Below are 14,298 nucleotides of genomic sequence, written 5' to 3' on the forward strand. Positions count from 1 at the left end.
CCTTAATTTTAAGGCGCGAACGCAGTTTGTCAATATGTATCCCGTAGAAGTGCCGCGTGATACACCCCAGTTGCGTTCTGGCGTTGCAATGCTTCCTGCCAAAGCCTAAGATGGCTTTTCCCGGTTTGCGAGCCGCAGCGGGGTGCAATGGCTGAATATAAAGTCAAATTTGAGGTCTTTGAAGGCCCGCTTGATTTACTCCTTTACCTGATAAGAAAGGAGGAGGTCGACATTTACGATGTCAATTTGACGCAGTTGGCCACTCAATTCATCGAGTATATCGAGGTCATGCGGTTGCTGGATCTTGAAATTGCCGGCGAATTTTTGGTAATGGCTTCCACGCTCATGTATATCAAGAGCAAGGAGTTGTTGCCGGTGGAACAGCAGGTTCAGCCGGAGGGTGAAGATGAGGGAGAGGATCCGCGCTGGGAATTGATCCGCCAATTGGTGGAATACAAGAAATTCAAGGATGCAGCCGCGCAACTGCAAGTCCTGGAAGGCGAACAGGAGAACATTTTCCCGCGCATTCCAATTAAACCCGAGTTTGCGCCTGAAGCTCCCGGCAAACCTGAAGTATCACTTTTCGACCTGGTAAATGCTGTCTCAACCATCCTCCGGCGGATCACAGAACGTGAAGGTGCGACCCGCGACGTATTTGAGGACAGATGGACCGTCAGCGAGAAGATAGAGCTCATCATGATCCGATTGACCGATCAGCCGAAGGTGCGGTTCTCGGAACTATTTGCAATCGCCATGAGCCGGACGGAAGTGGTGGTTACTTTTCTTGCCGTCCTTGAACTCATCCGGTTGAAGCAATTGGTTTGCACTCAGGACGAGACTTTTGGAGAAATCGACATCACCAAGGCGCTTCCTCCTGCCGAACCTGCTCCGGCAGAGACTGTGGCCACAACGGAACACGGGCTTCCACCCGCTAATGAGCCTGCATCGGGCACTTGATTTTCGAAGCTAACATGGAACTGAAATTTATACTGGAATCCCTCCTTTTTTCGGCGCAGAAGCCAATGAGTATCAAAGAGCTTCGCGACGTGCTGGCGACCGCCGCAGCCAATACCGAGGGGGATGAAACGGTCAAGGCTTTCAAGAAGGTCAAGGAAGAGGAAATGGTTACGACCTTGGAACAGTTGGCCTCTGAACACGAAACGGCAGCCCGAAGTTACCGGCTGGCTTGCATCGCCGGTTCCTGGCAATTTGTCAGTCAACCGGAATTTGCCCCGTGGTTAAAAGCCTTGGTAGGCCATAAAGCCCGCCCCCCTCGCCTGACCCAACCTGCCCTCGAAACTCTTGCCATCATTGCCTATCGCCAACCGCTTACTCGTGCCGAAGTGGAACAAGTCCGCGGAGTTGCCGTGGATGGCGTGGTCGCGACATTGGTGGAACGTGGATTAATCGAGCAGGTGGGCCGCGCTGAAGTTGTAGGCCGTCCGATCACTTACGGAACCACCCCGCTCTTCCTCGAATATTTCGGCCTGCGCAATTTGGATGAATTGCCGGCAGCGGATGAACTGCGCCGGATACCGGTCACAAGACCGGAAGGGTTGGTGACCACCGATCCTAATTTGGCCACTGCACCCACGGAGCAACCGGCCCAAGTCGAACTCGCACAGGTTACCGGAGAGGCTGCCCAAACTGCTGTTGAAGCGACCTCCTCCCCGGTGGAACCGCCAACGGAATCCGAAGCAGAGTCTTCCAAAGCCGAAAACCCGCCTGAATCATGAACATCCCCGAGCATCGGAAAGCCATCGACAGCCTCGACGCGCAAATCGTCAAGCTGCTGAACGAACGCACGAAGCATGTCTTGGAAATCGGGGATATCAAACTGAAGGCGGGTGAGGAAATTTATGCTCCACACCGCGAGCGCGCTGTCCTGGAACGAATTTGCAAGCTGAATCATGGCCCAATCACCAATGAATCATTGCGAGCCATTTACCGCGAAGTGATGTCCAGCGCGCTGTCGCTGGAAAAGTCGATGACCATTGCCTATCTCGGGCCGGAAGCCACTTTCACCCATCAAGCCGCTATTCGCCGCTTTGGTGCGAGCTTGAAATATTCCGCGCAAAAAACCGTTGCGGATGTTTTTTCCGAAGTGACGAAGAACCGCGCGGACTATGGAGTCGTGCCGATTGAAAATTCCACCGAAGGCGTGGTCACCCACACGCTGGATATGTTTGTGGATAGTGACCTGAAGATCGTCGCACAAATCGTGTTGCCCATTCAGCATTGCCTGGTCAGCACCTGCAAGCGGGAGCAAATCAAAAAGCTTTATTCGCATCCCCAAAGCCTTGGGCAATGCCGCATTTGGGTACAGACTCATCTGCCGAACGCTGAGATCATCGAAACTTCGTCCAACGCCCGCTCCGCTGAGTTCGCGGCGAAGGAAAAGAATTCCGCTGCGATCGCCGGCTCATTGGCTGCCGAACATTACGGTTTGCGCATTCTGGAAAGCGACATTCAAGACAACTCGGCGAATGCAACTCGGTTCCTGGTCCTGGGCCGTCAATGCAGCCCGCCGACGGGCAAGGATCGTACGAGCATCATGCTGAGTCTCAGTCATGAAGTGGGTGCCTTATACAAAGCTCTCGCTGCCTTTCGCCGGTTCAAGTTGAACATGACGAAGATCGAGTCACGCCCCAGCAAGCGCAAAGCCTGGGAATACTATTTCTTCGTCGATTGCGAAGGCCACAAGGAGGACAAACGCGTGGCCAAAGCCATCGTGGAGTTGCAGAAGGAATGCAATTTCGTGAAGGTGCTTGGGTCGTATCCGAACGGGGATTAGGGCATCATTGGACTAGGCGGGCGGTTCGGGACCGGCGGAACGGGAAGCTGATTCCCCGGGTAAAAAGTAGTCGGTGGAAGTGGAGGGGAATAATTATGGAGGCTAGTGTCGCGCCCCAGTTCCATCCCTACATCCACCACTACACTTGGTGGATTTGTTTGAGGGCCTATCCCCGGTTGCGGATTTGCTGGAAGCTGTGGGGCACTCACTGGAACAGATTTTGCAAACTGCTTTTTCGTTAAACGCAGAACCTTCATATCAGGCATCAGCAAAGTGCCATACTGACCTGACAAAGCTCCAGGCATGTCGTAGTAAGCAAACCCATCGAAGCTAAATGTCGCGGAAGAGAAACGGTTGGTGGCAAGGAGATGATTGAACATTGCCTGCATGCTGATTACCTGCTGATTTCTACCAAAACCGTGATTGGACAAGTATACACTTTTAAACCTGGTAATCATCTGCTGACGCCTGGCTTTCAAAGACTGCACGTAGGAAACTGGAACATTGGTGCAGACCTCCAATGTCATGTCCCCTTGGATCGAGGTGTTCACAGAACCGCCCAGAGCCGTGCTGGAGAGACCGCCCAAAATCGTAGTGCCTTTTTCGTCAGCGTGTAGCTGGAATGGCGACGCCAACACAGCCATCGCGACCAGAAGCAATATTTTAAATGAATTTTTCATCCTTCAGCGCGGCAACTTTAGGCATCTTCCATGTCTTCAGCAAGCAGTTTTCTGGTTCATGATTGCAACCGGGACGGCGTATTGGCATTCTAATTCCATGAGTCATCTTGCCCGGGCTCGGGAAGTTTTTGATATCGAACTGGCGGCGCTGAAAGGCGTGCGCAATCTGCTCGACGAATCATTTGATCAAGCGGTGGAACTGGTCGTCGATACGTTGCGTCGGCGCGGGAAAATCATCGTCGTTGGCATCGGCAAATCAGGAGCGATTGGACGCAAGATCGCCGCCACACTTTCCAGCACCGGCTCGACGAGCGTTGTGTTAAATAGCGTCGATGCGGTGCATGGCGATCTGGGCATTGTCAATGATGGGGACTTGATTTTGGCGCTCAGTTATTCTGGTGAATCGGAGGAGTTGCTCAATTTGATGCCGGCCTTGAAGAGATTTTCCGTGAAGTTGATCTCGATTACTGGTGTGCCTAAATCATCCCTGGCCCGCTACAGCGATGTTGTTCTGAACGTCAAGGTTGCCAAGGAAGCCTGCCCTTTCAATCTCGCGCCGACCTCCAGCACGACGGTGACATTGGTAATGGGAGATGCTCTCGCGATGGCGGTGTTACAAGCACGCGGATTCAAAAAACAGGACTTTGCCAGGCGACATCCGGCTGGAGCCATTGGCCGCGCCATGCTCCTGAAAGTGGGAGAAATCATGCGCACGGGTCAACGTAATGCCGTCGCACAGGAAACGCTCGCGGTGAAGGAAGCATTGATGGTGATGACGCGCGCGAAGACGGGCAGCTTGAGCGTGGTCAATTCCAAAGGGAAGTTGGTCGGGGTATTTACTGACGGCGACTTCCGACGTCACATGGCCACAAATAATGACCTGCTCTCGCAACCGGTTAAAACGGTGATGACCCGTAATCCCATTTGCATTCGGGATGAAGCATTGGCGCAAGAGGCCTTGAAAATTTTTAACGAGCGCAATATCGACGATTTGATCGTGGTCAACGCCAGACGCGAGCCAGTGGGCTTGATTGATTCACAAGATTTGCCAAAGCTAAAGCTGATGTGAACTCAGCCAGGGACCGCGCGTCACTCTCCACGCAATGGCATTTCATCAGAACGGAAAACCATGAAGAAGACAGTTTATTTATTGCTTGCCGTTGCCACAGCACTCACTTTTACATCCTGCTCGACCATGAAGAAGCAAGCAACTGCACCTGCGAAACCCAACATCGAGAATCTGACAGCAAAGAAAAGTTCGCAAACTTTCAAGACCGATTACCTGCTCTATTTGCCAAAGGACTATAAGGCAAGTTCGAGGAAGAAGTGGCCGGCAATCGTATTTCTACATGGCTCAGGCGAGCGTGGAACAAACATTTGGAAAGCCACCACTCATGGGCCGACCAAATACATCGAGAAAAACCCCGATTTCCCTTTCATCCTGATCACCCCGCTCTGCCCCGCCGGGCACAAGTGGTCGGATGACGTCGTGTTGGGCATTCTCGATCAGGTTATCGACAAATACAACGTGGACACCAACCGGGTTTACCTGACTGGCTTAAGCATGGGCGGTTATGGCACCTGGAGTTTGGCAACTACTTATCCCGAGCGGTTTGCTGCGGTCGCGCCCATTTGTGGGGGTGAAGGAAACATTGGCGTGGTGTTATCGATGATGGACAAGGAGAAAAAGCCTGCGCTCCTGAACTTGCCAGTCTGGGCTTTTCACGGAGGTAAGGATAATGTTGTTTCCCTCGAAGAATCAGAGCGGATGGTGAAGATTTTGAAAAAGGCTGGTTGCAAGGATGTGGAGTTAACCATCTATCCTGAAGCGACTCATAATTCCTGGACGGCGACCTACGATAATCCGAAGCTTTACGAGTGGTTTTTGGAGCACAAGCGCTCAGCGTCAAATTAGGCCGGAATCCAACTTACTATTCGTAAATTGAAAATTGATTTGTTCTTTGCACACCCATTCTCTGTGCAGCAGCCGGATCTATCTTGCTCAATGCAACAGCCGCCGGGTTAAAGGCCCATTTATTTGATGCAATTTCCATGAGTCTGGGAACAGCCGGACGAGCCTTCTCCCCCAGTTCTCCCAACGACTGAATCGCAAGATGTTGAAGCGAGCTATCTGATAGTATGTCGACGAGCGCTGGCACAACCAAATCGGCTTCTGAGGGAAATCGCGAAAGCATGCCGACAGCAACAGCTCGCACATTAGGATCAGGATCTTTCAACCCCGTCAACACGACCTGGATCACTCCATTGCTGCCTTGGCGCCTGTAACCCAAATCGAGCAGAGCGGTTTTACGTAATTCAGCATTATTGTTGGTTGCCATTTGCAACAAAATCGGAATGGCGGTTTCGTTATCAAAATTCATCAAGAGGTTGAGTGAATGATTAGCCAAGGAAGGATTGGTTAAAAGCCTCGTTAATTCGGGAATCGCGGGCTTAGCCTTCGAACCCAGTGCCTGTAAAGCCAGCCCTGCGTGCCACCGTTCATCCGCCGTGGTAGTGAATTTATTTTTAATGAAAGAAAGACGGTTTAAGGATGTCGCCAGTCTATAGCGAAAACTGGAATCGCTGGCCTGGAGTCGTTGCATCAGCATGGGGATGGCATTCGTGCCCATGTTGTAAACGGCATTATCAGCATTGTTTTTCAAAACCCGTCTTTTATCTGAATTAGAAACGGGCGCAGACAAATTCCCATAGTCACTGAGCCAGGCGCTCAGGTTTCGGCCTTGGAAACTTGGCTCTTTCGTGCGCAATCCAAGGTAGACAACGAAGAAGCTGATAATCCCCACTAAAATGCAGCGCGCAATGTGAGAGCGTTTCCTCATAAGAGGAATGTATACTACCGAACGTTACAGGCCAGCCTGTTTCACCGCACGTAGCGTTTAGCCCTGAAGCAGTCATTTGGGATCCTCAGACTCCTTAATTCCTAATTTCGAAGCTGTTTCAAGATCAATCTGAATCAGCGCTGTGTTCGCCCTGGCGCGCACGATTGGATCAGGACTGGACAGCGCATTTGTTAACAACGGAATAGCTTCGCGGGCGTCACTCTTAAACTGTCCGAGCGCAGTGATCGATGAAGCCTGGACCATCCAACCCGAAGTTGTGCTTTGTAAATTGGTAATCAGCGCTGGCACCACCAGTCGAGGCTCGAAGCGGAGCCAACCGAGGGCAAGAATCGCTTTTGAGCGAATGAGCCGATTGGTTTCCTGCAGAACCTTGAGCAAAGGCACCGTTGCGACTTGTGCATGGATGGAGAATGTTGCCAATTCCTGTGGAGAAACATTGCTGTGTTCCAAGTCATAGAAAACTCCGTACCGAATGAGGCCGTCAATCGCCTTGGATTTGATTTCAAAGTTATTATTTGCAAGAGCCTGGGCCAGTGCCCCCACCCCTTCCGTTCCAATATGCACCAGTGCCTGGCCGACAAATCCATCTTTGTCTCTTTGGGCCAATCGGGAAAGTGCGGGAACTGCAGATCTGGCTTCCGGGCCAAGGACAGCAAAACCTTCCGCTGCCATGGCGCGTTCATTCGAAGCGAGTGGGAAATTGAAGCGCACCCAGGACTGCCTGTCGGTCCATCCGATCAACTGCAATTTAAAACTGGAATCCTCGGCGCTCATTAATTTGAGCAACTTGGGAATCGCGTTCGTTCCCATTTCATGAACCGCCGTCCGCGCTTGTTTTTCCATTGCGGGGTCCGGGTTGCTGAGTTCCACCAACCAGGCACTCAGAGACTTTCCGGCATAACGCGGTTCTCTGTCTTGGAAAGCCTTAAGGCCCAACACGACAATGACAGGTGTCAGGCAAAGGCAAATCACAATCATCGACCACCGCTTATGCATCAACTCAAAGCTATCGCAAGCTCCGGACAAAGAGAAGTCCCGTCAGTGTTCGTCAACTCCCTCGGTTGTGTGTAGGATTGCGTTCATGAATCAGCGACTTCTAAAACAAGTGATCCTGTTCGGACTGCTTTATTACGTCGTTTATCTCTGTCTCAATGGACTTATCATCCTGCTGAGTCACATTCCTCCCAAAGCATTCAATTTGGATCCGTTGATTTTGGCGTTGTACAACATCGAGGTGCTTCTCGCATGGCCAAGGTTTCTGTTACGTAGGCTTTGGCCTGCGGCAAGCAACCCGCCTTTTTTCGGCATTATACTTACGGTGGTCAACTGCCTAGTTTGGGGATGGCTGCTGACTGGCTTTAAAGCATTGTGGACAAAAGTCAGAACATAAACCTAAAATAAAAATGCCGTTACTTCACCGATTCCACATGCCAGTCAAAGAAAAGCTGGTTCCGCACAACGCCGTGCACTTTGTTCATCGGGATTAGACTGAAGTAGAGACCGCCGGGAAAGGCGTTTTGCTGGTCGGCATCCGTGATGGCCATGCTGGTGGAAGGGCTTTTTATCTCAGCCACTTTTTTCGGTGGCTCATCGGGACCTGGGGGCAGGCGATAAAATGGACTGGAATAAGGGTAACCAAAGGGACGAGTGACAATGTCGGTAATCACGTTGGTCACCTCGGCGCTGAGTAGATAAGAAACGGGACGGATCAAGGACTCAGGCGGTTGTCCCGGCTGTTCATGGCATTGGAGCAGTCCGGTTGGACAAATCGCGACCTGGCCGGTGCAGACGTTCGGTGACGGGGCAGGCAGGCTTAGATAAGGAGCAAGGTAATAAAGCATGCGCTCGGTCTCGTTATTGTAGGTGTAATAAAGCCCCTGCCACATGGGGCCGGGAAGTTGGTCGCCGTTGTCGCCCACGTACATGTGAATGGCGAGAGAAAGCTGTTTGAGATTGCTCGTGCATTGTGTTTGCGTCGCCTTTTGTTTGCCTTTCAACAAAGCAGGCAAGAGGAGCGCTGCAAGAATGGCGATGATGGCAATGACTACCAACAACTCGGTGAGAGTAAATGCAATGTGTCCCTTTGACTTTTTCAAATCAGATTTTGTTCCCGCTGCCATAGAATTACCCTCTTACTTGAAGGCGTGAGCATCGTGCCTACCCCTCTGGAAGGCAAGAAGATACTCCCACGACATAATGAACTAACACCAATTGACAGCATTGGTTGCGCTGTTATGGTTGCGACCTCCAAATATGGAGAACCAGAGGATGACTATCTACATTATCGCGTTTGCAATCATTTTTGCCGTTCTAATCGGTTTACGGTTTCTAGATGGCTCTCCCGTGCGGTCGTGGAAGATGGTTTTCCTGATTGGCATCCCGCTCAGTCTATTCTTCGGATATTATTACAATCGTGCTTTGCCGGAAAAACCTGCGGCGTTGCCTCAGTCAACGAAGGCTGCAAACTATAGGCTGGAGCTGGAACGGACCTGCCGCAGAATTGCCGGGGTGCAAAGTGCCGTTATTGAAGGCAACACCATCCTGATGGATTTTGCCGAGGACAAACCCGTCGCTGAATTTAAAAGACTTGCCCAGGAAACTGGCGGCACCGCCTCCTATTTCCTGAAAACCAACAAGGACAGTATAAAAATAACGGTCCACATCTCGGTAAAGGGACGGGACCGTTATGAAATGAATTATGAATCGAATCGCGGCGTGACGGATGAAAGAGAACTCTGATCAGTCGAGACCACTGGCTACTTTCGCCCGTTTCAAAACCTTGTCCGCCAGCGAGCGCGCACGTGTCGCACTATCGGTGAGAACGGCATTCACGTAATCGAGATTCGCCACCAACTCAGCGCGCTTGGCACGAGCCGAGGAAAAATAGTTCCAATAATGTTCGAACAAAGCCTTCTTCAGATCTCCATAGCCCAGGCCGCCGGCACGGAGTCGCTCTTCAAAATCCTTTGCCACGTCCGCAGGCGCGACGAGTTTTAACAACTGGATGGCCGTGTTTTTGTCTGCATCTGGTTTGGGTTCGGCCGGGGTGCGGCTGTCCATCACCAAACCCATGATCTTTTTACGCGTCGCTTTTTCTTCACCAAAAATCTCGATGGTGTTGCCATAGCTCTTGCTCATCTTTTGGCCATCGGTTCCTGGAATCAGCGCGGTTTCCTCCCGGATTTGCGGCTCAGGAATTACAAAGGTCTGACCATATTGCTCGTTGAACTTGACAGCGATATCCCGGGTGACTTCCACGTGCTGCTTCTGATCTTTACCAACTGGAACGATGTTCGAATCGTAAATCAAAATGTCCGCCGCCATCAGCACTGGGTAGGCAAACAGACCGTGATAAGGGGAAATGCCACGTGCCAGCTTATCCTTATAGCTGGTGCAGCGTTCCAGAAGTCCCATGGGGGTCAGGGTAGTCAATATCCATGCGAGCTCCGTCACCTCCGGCACATCGGATTGCTTAAAGAAAACTGATTTTTTAGGATCCAATCCACAGGCAAGAAAGTCCAACGCCACATCCAATGTATTCTTGCGCCGCGGTTCGGCCTCGAACAGCGACGTCATGGAGTGGTAATTGGCGATAAAATAATAGGCCTCGCCCCTTTCCTGCAATTCAATGGCCGGACGCATCATCCCGAAATAATTTCCGAGATGCAGAGCGCCGGACGGTTGTATGCCTGATAAAATTCGCATCGAGCGCAAGGTAACAGGGGAAGGCGATTCGTTCAAACGTTTTGCGACTCACCTGCCGTTCTTTCCTGTCATATTGGGCTAACTCTACGAATCCTCTCCGCAGTGTATCACTTTAACCGGGTCGAAAACGATGGCACTGCAATCGCGGGCGGTGGCCCATTTCGTTAACCGCTGTTCCATTGCGGCACGTTCAGCCTCAGTGATTGGAGCGTATTGGGTTTGTTCCAGTTCGCGCCTTGAAAATAAATAAAGACGACGGTGCCTTCCTTCGAGCCGTCGAACTTGTAAGACAACTCTGCCATCCGGGCTCCGTCCCTGTATTCCAGAACCTCCTTTAGACAAGAGACGCCAAATCTCTTATCTACCCTGCTCTCATGCCAAAACGTCTTTAATAGCCATGCCACGATAAGCAGGAGGAACAAACCAACAATCACAGCGAAAAGCACAACTAGTTCCATATTCTATCAAGACTTAGGCCCTTCAGCCCGCACGTAATCGACGCACTTTTTGATGTCGTCCAGCAGATGGTCGGTGGTGTTTTCGTATTCGATGGAGATGTGGCCATTGAAGTTTTGACGCTTCAACTCGTTGAGAATCGCTTTGATGTCAGAGACGCCGGTGCCGTAGGGCTGGTCCATGGCTTTGGGCCCCCATTCGTTCATGTCCTTCAGGTGAACGAAAAGCACGCGGCCTTGGAGAATTTTCAGGGCCTCCACCGGCTTGATGCCGCTACGAACAAGGTGACCGGTATCGACGCAGGCGCCAATGTGATGGTCACGGTTTTTGATGAGTGAGAGGGTGTAATGCGGGTCCCAGTTTTTGTACTCAGGTTTTTCAGGTTCCTTCTTGTGGTTGTGGAGGCAAAACTGGATGTCATATTCCTTGGCCAGCTTCTCGATGATGTCCAATTGATCTTCCGGCGGCTCACCGGTCAAGCCGCGCAGCCCCATTTTGCGTGCCCATTCAAAGACTTTGCGCGGCGACTTCTCGTCCTTGCTACCCTTGACGAAGTTGGCATTGCCCACATAGGCGTTTACCAGCTTGATGCCGGCGGCATCGAGTTTTTCGCGGATCAGTTTGATGTTGGCGTCGGAAAGGTTTGCGTTTACTTCCACGTTTCCGGTGCCGGGGCTTAATTTTTGCCAGGTATAAATTTCAATGACCTTGCCGCCGCAGGCTTTGGTTTTATCGATGGCCTCAAACAACGTGTTCTCACGAAAGCTGTAGGCTTGGCAACCCAGCGCGAAGCCACCCACCTTGTCGCTGTCTGTGATTGCGGGACGATTCGAGGCTGTGGAAGCGCTAGGTTCAGCATGGCAGAGGGCCAAGAACAAGAGGCAGAAGCCGAGACTTAGGATTTGTTTCATAGGTGAACTTGAATCTATTTCTGCACAACGGGGGCGGAATTGGTAGGAAAAGTTTTGAACAATAGAATCGTTCCTTGACAGAGGAGAAGTGGTTCAGCTTACTGCCAACCGATGGCGCACCTTAAAATCCGGATATTGGTTGCGTGCCTGCTGCTTGGAATGGCAACTGGCTTGGTAATGCAACATCAATCTCTAAGGAAGTTGCAGAATGAGGTCAGCAAACTGAGTCGGGACCACCAGTTTGTCAACGAGGTTGTGATGGAGAACAAGCGGCTCTCAAATCTTTTAGCCCAAGCTCATAGCACGCAGGTTACTTCCAACGGCTGGTTCCGCGAATTGCTGCGGCTTCGGGGTGAAGTGACCAGCTTGCGCAATCAACGAGAGCAAACGAGTTTCGTGGATAGGCAAAGCAATTCTCATCCGCTGTCGACGCTGGAACATTTCTCGCAGGCCCCTGTTGCGAAGGAGTCCTTCGCATTTGCCGGATATGGCTCTCCGGAATCCGCATTTCAGACGGCACTTTGGGCCATGAGCAATGGGGACACGAATGCGATCCTGGCAAGCCTGACTCCTGACGAGAGGGTGAAAAAGGAGAAGGAATGGACGGGCCTGTCTGAAGCCGAAGTTTTAACACGAACCACAAACGACCTGAGTGAAATCCGTGGTTATCGCATCATTGGAAGAGAAGTCATATCGGATGATGAAGTGGAACTAAAAGTTGATTTTGACGCTGATCTCACAAAGATGAAAATGAGAGTAAAGCGCGTTGATGGAGAATGGAAATTCGTGGGACAGCCGGAAAAACAATGACATTGGGCGAGGCGCAAAACCCTTTCGTTCATTTTTTGCGTGGAACGGTTTTAATGGCAGGCTTCACGGCCGGTTTGTTTGTGGCGGCTGGTGACTTCATAACCGGGCGAACAGGTTGTGGCGGTTTCACGACGTTGATTTTGCACTCCACCTTGCCCGGTGGATTCATCGATTGAACGAGGCTTTGCACGATCATCAGGTCGTTGCTTGAAAAAACAGTGCCAGTAACACAGAAGGAACCTTCCGACCACAATGGTCCTGAATCCTTACCATAACCCAGGGCTCTGACCTGCCGAAACCGGGGATCGGCGAGGAATTGTGCATTCAAGCCCGCCGCCATTTCGCGGCCATGCCGCACCTTGGCCTGATATTCGCTTTCACTGCGAAACCAGGCAAAAGCGAGCAATCCGAGCAACACTACTGCCAACGCAATGATTACAGCCGAACGACGCATGCAAAGAATGAGGATGGGTGGTTGTCAGCGGCATTCCAAGTCAATAAAGCGCGACGCCATGGATTCATTTGCGTCGGGTGGGTTATGACGACCTGAGCGCATCATCGGCCACGCTTTTTTTCGATCATAACTCCGATCACCGCGCCGACAACGGCACAGGCAACTCCTACCAATGTCACTGCCACAGTGTGCATGAAGCCGGATCCACTCTGCGTGGAGTCTCCAAGAGCGTTTGGCTTGAGTATCTGGAAGATGATGATGCCCACCAAAAGGAACGCCCAGGAGGTTCCCTTGGCGATCTTGCCAGGTTTGTACGGGGACGGATTGGAATCATTCATGGCGCTGAAAAAGATACCGTTGCTGCCCTTCATGCCAATAGAAAACTACGGTGGATTGTGCCAGAATCCCACACGCTATTTCCGATTCAGAGCGTTCGCGTAAGTGGAGGAGATAGGCAACCGCATCTTCGAGCGATTATCAACCTGCTGAGGACTTCTTAAGAGTCCCGGAGCGCACTTCCCAGCGATGGAGGTCGCGGCCGAGTTCGCGGGGCCAGTTTTCTTCGGTGCAGGTCATGAAGACTTGGCCGCGAGTATGATGAGCGCGCTCGAGCAAAGGGAGCAGACCGCTGCGACGCTTCGCATCGAGTTCGCCCATGATATCGTCGATAAGGAGGATGGGGGCAGAACCATGAAGTCCGGTGAGGTATTCGGCCTGGGCCATTTTGAGGGCGATGGCCAGGGTGCGCTTCTGTCCTTCGCTGCCGAATTGGGCAGCGGAGCGGTCGTTGAGGAGGAGTTGCACTTCGTCGCGATGCGGGCCGATGAGCGTGGACCGGTAGGTGCGTTCGCGCGCCCGGGTTTGAGCGAGTTCCACAGCGAAATCTTTCTTCACACTCGGCTGGTATTCGAGACGGAGTTCTTCGGCATCGTTGGAGATGCGCCGATAAGCCAGTCTCGCGAGCGGCGAAAGTTTGGGGATCAACTCATGCCGCATGCGGATGAGGTCATTGCCAAGTTTCACCAACTCCGCAGTGAAGCTCTCGAGGGCGGATTCATCCTGAACACGTTGCTTGAGCAGGGCATTACGGGAGCGGAGGGCACTGGCATAGCGCTGAAGCAATGGCAGGTAGGTAGGATGAGTTTGCGACAGGAGGAGGTCCACAAAACGACGGCGAGCGCGGGAAGTGCCTTTGACCAGTTGCAAATCCTCCGTGCAGAAGATGACCACGCGAATGGCACCGAAGTAATCGGCCAGCTTGCGGATCGGTTGATTATCCAGACTAAGTTTGCGCTCGGCAGGAGACCAATACATTTTGATTTCGTGATCCCCCTGCCCCACGACCTTGCCGCCGACGAAATAACCTTTCTGTCCGTGCCGCACCATCTGTGAACCACCAACGCCGCGGAACGAGCGCAAGGTGGCCATCAAATAGATTGCTTCCAGGATGTTGGTCTTGCCCTGGGCATTGTCGCCGAGCAAGACCTGGAATCCCGGGGCAAAGTCCACGTCCAACCGCGGGTAATTGCGGAAGTCGCGAAGTCTGAGATGAGCCAGATGCACGTGTATGACTTACGCCAAGGAAGGAGATTGTTCAATGGTTTCGAGTTCCCGGGTGGACGTTATA

Annotated in this window: 18 protein-coding genes; 8 read left to right on the forward strand and 10 right to left on the reverse strand. The window is 52.0% G+C overall.

Going from position 1 to position 14,298, the window contains the following annotated elements:
* Positions 1-147 precede the first annotated feature (147 nt).
* From CFLAV_RS28550 to pheA, 3 genes are all read left to right on the forward strand, one after another.
* Positions 148-957 (forward strand): segregation and condensation protein A, encoded by an 810-nt coding sequence (locus CFLAV_RS28550; protein WP_007418400.1) that lies wholly within the window; start codon positions 148-150, stop codon positions 955-957.
* A gap of 65 nt (positions 958-1,022) precedes the next feature.
* Entirely contained in the window at positions 1,023-1,736 is a 714-nt protein-coding gene (scpB, locus tag CFLAV_RS28555) for an SMC-Scp complex subunit ScpB (RefSeq protein ID WP_237712478.1), read from the forward strand.
* On the forward strand, positions 1,733-2,794 hold the full coding sequence (pheA, locus tag CFLAV_RS28560) for a prephenate dehydratase (protein ID WP_007418402.1): 1,062 nt from the start codon (positions 1,733-1,735) through the stop codon (positions 2,792-2,794). Before scpB ends, pheA begins: the two co-directional genes overlap by 4 nt.
* Here the strand turns inward: pheA and CFLAV_RS28565 are convergent.
* Positions 2,791-3,474 (reverse strand): hypothetical protein, encoded by a 684-nt coding sequence (locus CFLAV_RS28565; protein ID WP_007418403.1) that lies wholly within the window; start codon positions 3,472-3,474, stop codon positions 2,791-2,793. The genes pheA and CFLAV_RS28565 overlap by 4 nt on opposite strands.
* Positions 3,475-3,571: 97 nt before the next feature.
* Between CFLAV_RS28565 and CFLAV_RS28570 the strand changes: the two genes are divergently transcribed.
* Together CFLAV_RS28570 and CFLAV_RS28575 are read left to right on the forward strand one after the other, a co-directional pair.
* Positions 3,572-4,543: a KpsF/GutQ family sugar-phosphate isomerase gene (locus CFLAV_RS28570; protein WP_040550637.1), complete on the forward strand. Its 972-nt coding sequence runs from the start codon at positions 3,572-3,574 to the stop codon at positions 4,541-4,543.
* Between the two features lie 60 nt (positions 4,544-4,603).
* Positions 4,604-5,389, forward strand: coding sequence for a carboxylesterase family protein (locus CFLAV_RS28575; RefSeq protein ID WP_007418405.1), 786 nt, complete (start codon positions 4,604-4,606; stop codon positions 5,387-5,389).
* Between the two features lie 16 nt (positions 5,390-5,405).
* Here CFLAV_RS28575 and CFLAV_RS28580 read toward each other — a convergent pair whose 3' ends face one another.
* Both CFLAV_RS28580 and CFLAV_RS28585 read right to left on the reverse strand, forming a co-directional pair.
* Positions 5,406-6,314 (reverse strand): HEAT repeat domain-containing protein, encoded by a 909-nt coding sequence (locus tag CFLAV_RS28580; RefSeq protein ID WP_007418406.1) that lies wholly within the window; start codon positions 6,312-6,314, stop codon positions 5,406-5,408.
* Between the two features lie 72 nt (positions 6,315-6,386).
* Positions 6,387-7,313 carry a HEAT repeat domain-containing protein gene (locus CFLAV_RS28585; RefSeq protein ID WP_007418407.1) on the reverse strand — a complete coding sequence of 309 codons (927 nt, stop codon included), beginning with the start codon at positions 7,311-7,313 and terminating at the stop codon, positions 6,387-6,389.
* Between the two features lie 103 nt (positions 7,314-7,416).
* Here CFLAV_RS28585 and CFLAV_RS28590 point away from each other — a divergent pair, with 103 nt between their 5' ends.
* Positions 7,417-7,725, forward strand: coding sequence for a hypothetical protein (locus tag CFLAV_RS28590; RefSeq protein ID WP_007418408.1), 309 nt, complete (start codon positions 7,417-7,419; stop codon positions 7,723-7,725).
* 19 nt (positions 7,726-7,744) lie between these two features.
* On the opposite strand, the gene CFLAV_RS33375 is transcribed toward CFLAV_RS28590, so the two are convergent.
* A complete protein-coding gene (locus CFLAV_RS33375; protein WP_007418409.1) occupies positions 7,745-8,455 on the reverse strand; it encodes a prepilin-type N-terminal cleavage/methylation domain-containing protein in 711 nt (236 codons plus the stop codon).
* Positions 8,456-8,603: 148 nt separating this feature from the next.
* Here CFLAV_RS33375 and CFLAV_RS28600 point away from each other — a divergent pair, with 148 nt between their 5' ends.
* On the forward strand, positions 8,604-9,074 hold the full coding sequence (locus CFLAV_RS28600) for a hypothetical protein (protein ID WP_040550632.1): 471 nt from the start codon (positions 8,604-8,606) through the stop codon (positions 9,072-9,074).
* On the opposite strand, the gene trpS is transcribed toward CFLAV_RS28600, so the two are convergent.
* The 3 genes from trpS to CFLAV_RS28615 all read right to left on the reverse strand — a co-directional run bounded on the left by trpS (position 9,075) and on the right by CFLAV_RS28615 (position 11,407).
* Positions 9,075-10,040 carry a tryptophan--tRNA ligase gene (trpS, locus tag CFLAV_RS28605; protein WP_007418411.1) on the reverse strand — a complete coding sequence of 322 codons (966 nt, stop codon included), beginning with the start codon at positions 10,038-10,040 and terminating at the stop codon, positions 9,075-9,077.
* Between the two features lie 164 nt (positions 10,041-10,204).
* On the reverse strand, positions 10,205-10,498 hold the full coding sequence (locus CFLAV_RS28610; RefSeq protein ID WP_007418412.1) for a hypothetical protein: 294 nt from the start codon (positions 10,496-10,498) through the stop codon (positions 10,205-10,207).
* A 6-nt stretch (positions 10,499-10,504) separates the two neighbouring features.
* Complete coding sequence (locus CFLAV_RS28615) at positions 10,505-11,407, reverse strand: sugar phosphate isomerase/epimerase family protein (protein WP_007418413.1); 903 nt, start codon at positions 11,405-11,407, stop codon at positions 10,505-10,507.
* A gap of 111 nt (positions 11,408-11,518) precedes the next feature.
* On the opposite strand from CFLAV_RS28615, the gene CFLAV_RS28620 reads away from it, so the two are divergent.
* Positions 11,519-12,217, forward strand: a complete 699-nt coding sequence (locus CFLAV_RS28620; RefSeq protein WP_007418414.1) for a hypothetical protein — start codon at positions 11,519-11,521, stop codon at positions 12,215-12,217.
* 28 nt (positions 12,218-12,245) lie between these two features.
* Here CFLAV_RS28620 and CFLAV_RS28625 read toward each other — a convergent pair whose 3' ends face one another.
* The 3 genes from CFLAV_RS28625 to recF form a co-directional block, all read right to left on the reverse strand.
* Positions 12,246-12,671, reverse strand: a complete 426-nt coding sequence (locus CFLAV_RS28625; RefSeq protein ID WP_007418415.1) for a hypothetical protein — start codon at positions 12,669-12,671, stop codon at positions 12,246-12,248.
* Positions 12,672-12,772: 101 nt separating this feature from the next.
* Positions 12,773-13,042 carry a hypothetical protein gene (locus CFLAV_RS28630; RefSeq protein ID WP_007418416.1) on the reverse strand — a complete coding sequence of 90 codons (270 nt, stop codon included), beginning with the start codon at positions 13,040-13,042 and terminating at the stop codon, positions 12,773-12,775.
* 106 nt (positions 13,043-13,148) lie between these two features.
* Complete coding sequence (gene recF, locus CFLAV_RS28635; RefSeq protein WP_007418417.1) at positions 13,149-14,234, reverse strand: DNA replication/repair protein RecF; 1,086 nt, start codon at positions 14,232-14,234, stop codon at positions 13,149-13,151.
* Between the last annotated feature and the right edge of the window lie 64 nt (positions 14,235-14,298).

The sequence above is a fragment of the Pedosphaera parvula Ellin514 genome, assembly GCF_000172555.1.
Classification (GTDB): Bacteria; Verrucomicrobiota; Verrucomicrobiia; order Limisphaerales; family Pedosphaeraceae; genus Pedosphaera.

What these genes read in the sequence shown, in the direction of transcription:
- pheA (WP_007418402.1), top strand. Translation starts at nt 1,733, where the DNA reads ATGAACATCCCCGAGCATCGGAAAGCCATCGACAGCCTCGACGCGCAA.
- scpB (WP_237712478.1), top strand. Translation starts at nt 1,023, where the DNA reads ATGAGTATCAAAGAGCTTCGCGACGTGCTGGCGACCGCCGCAGCCAAT.
- CFLAV_RS33375 (WP_007418409.1), bottom strand. Translation starts at nt 8,455, where the DNA reads ATGGCAGCGGGAACAAAATCTGATTTGAAAAAGTCAAAGGGACACATT.
- CFLAV_RS28590 (WP_007418408.1), top strand. Translation starts at nt 7,417, where the DNA reads ATGAATCAGCGACTTCTAAAACAAGTGATCCTGTTCGGACTGCTTTAT.
- CFLAV_RS28630 (WP_007418416.1), bottom strand. Translation starts at nt 13,042, where the DNA reads ATGAAGGGCAGCAACGGTATCTTTTTCAGCGCCATGAATGATTCCAAT.
- CFLAV_RS28585 (WP_007418407.1), bottom strand. Translation starts at nt 7,313, where the DNA reads ATGATTGTGATTTGCCTTTGCCTGACACCTGTCATTGTCGTGTTGGGC.
- CFLAV_RS28615 (WP_007418413.1), bottom strand. Translation starts at nt 11,407, where the DNA reads ATGAAACAAATCCTAAGTCTCGGCTTCTGCCTCTTGTTCTTGGCCCTC.
- CFLAV_RS28580 (WP_007418406.1), bottom strand. Translation starts at nt 6,314, where the DNA reads ATGAGGAAACGCTCTCACATTGCGCGCTGCATTTTAGTGGGGATTATC.
- CFLAV_RS28570 (WP_040550637.1), top strand. Translation starts at nt 3,572, where the DNA reads ATGAGTCATCTTGCCCGGGCTCGGGAAGTTTTTGATATCGAACTGGCG.
- CFLAV_RS28620 (WP_007418414.1), top strand. Translation starts at nt 11,519, where the DNA reads ATGGCGCACCTTAAAATCCGGATATTGGTTGCGTGCCTGCTGCTTGGA.
- CFLAV_RS28610 (WP_007418412.1), bottom strand. Translation starts at nt 10,498, where the DNA reads ATGGAACTAGTTGTGCTTTTCGCTGTGATTGTTGGTTTGTTCCTCCTG.
- CFLAV_RS28550 (WP_007418400.1), top strand. Translation starts at nt 148, where the DNA reads ATGGCTGAATATAAAGTCAAATTTGAGGTCTTTGAAGGCCCGCTTGAT.
- CFLAV_RS28565 (WP_007418403.1), bottom strand. Translation starts at nt 3,474, where the DNA reads ATGAAAAATTCATTTAAAATATTGCTTCTGGTCGCGATGGCTGTGTTG.
- CFLAV_RS28600 (WP_040550632.1), top strand. Translation starts at nt 8,604, where the DNA reads ATGACTATCTACATTATCGCGTTTGCAATCATTTTTGCCGTTCTAATC.
- trpS (WP_007418411.1), bottom strand. Translation starts at nt 10,040, where the DNA reads ATGCGAATTTTATCAGGCATACAACCGTCCGGCGCTCTGCATCTCGGA.
- CFLAV_RS28575 (WP_007418405.1), top strand. Translation starts at nt 4,604, where the DNA reads ATGAAGAAGACAGTTTATTTATTGCTTGCCGTTGCCACAGCACTCACT.
- CFLAV_RS28625 (WP_007418415.1), bottom strand. Translation starts at nt 12,671, where the DNA reads ATGCGTCGTTCGGCTGTAATCATTGCGTTGGCAGTAGTGTTGCTCGGA.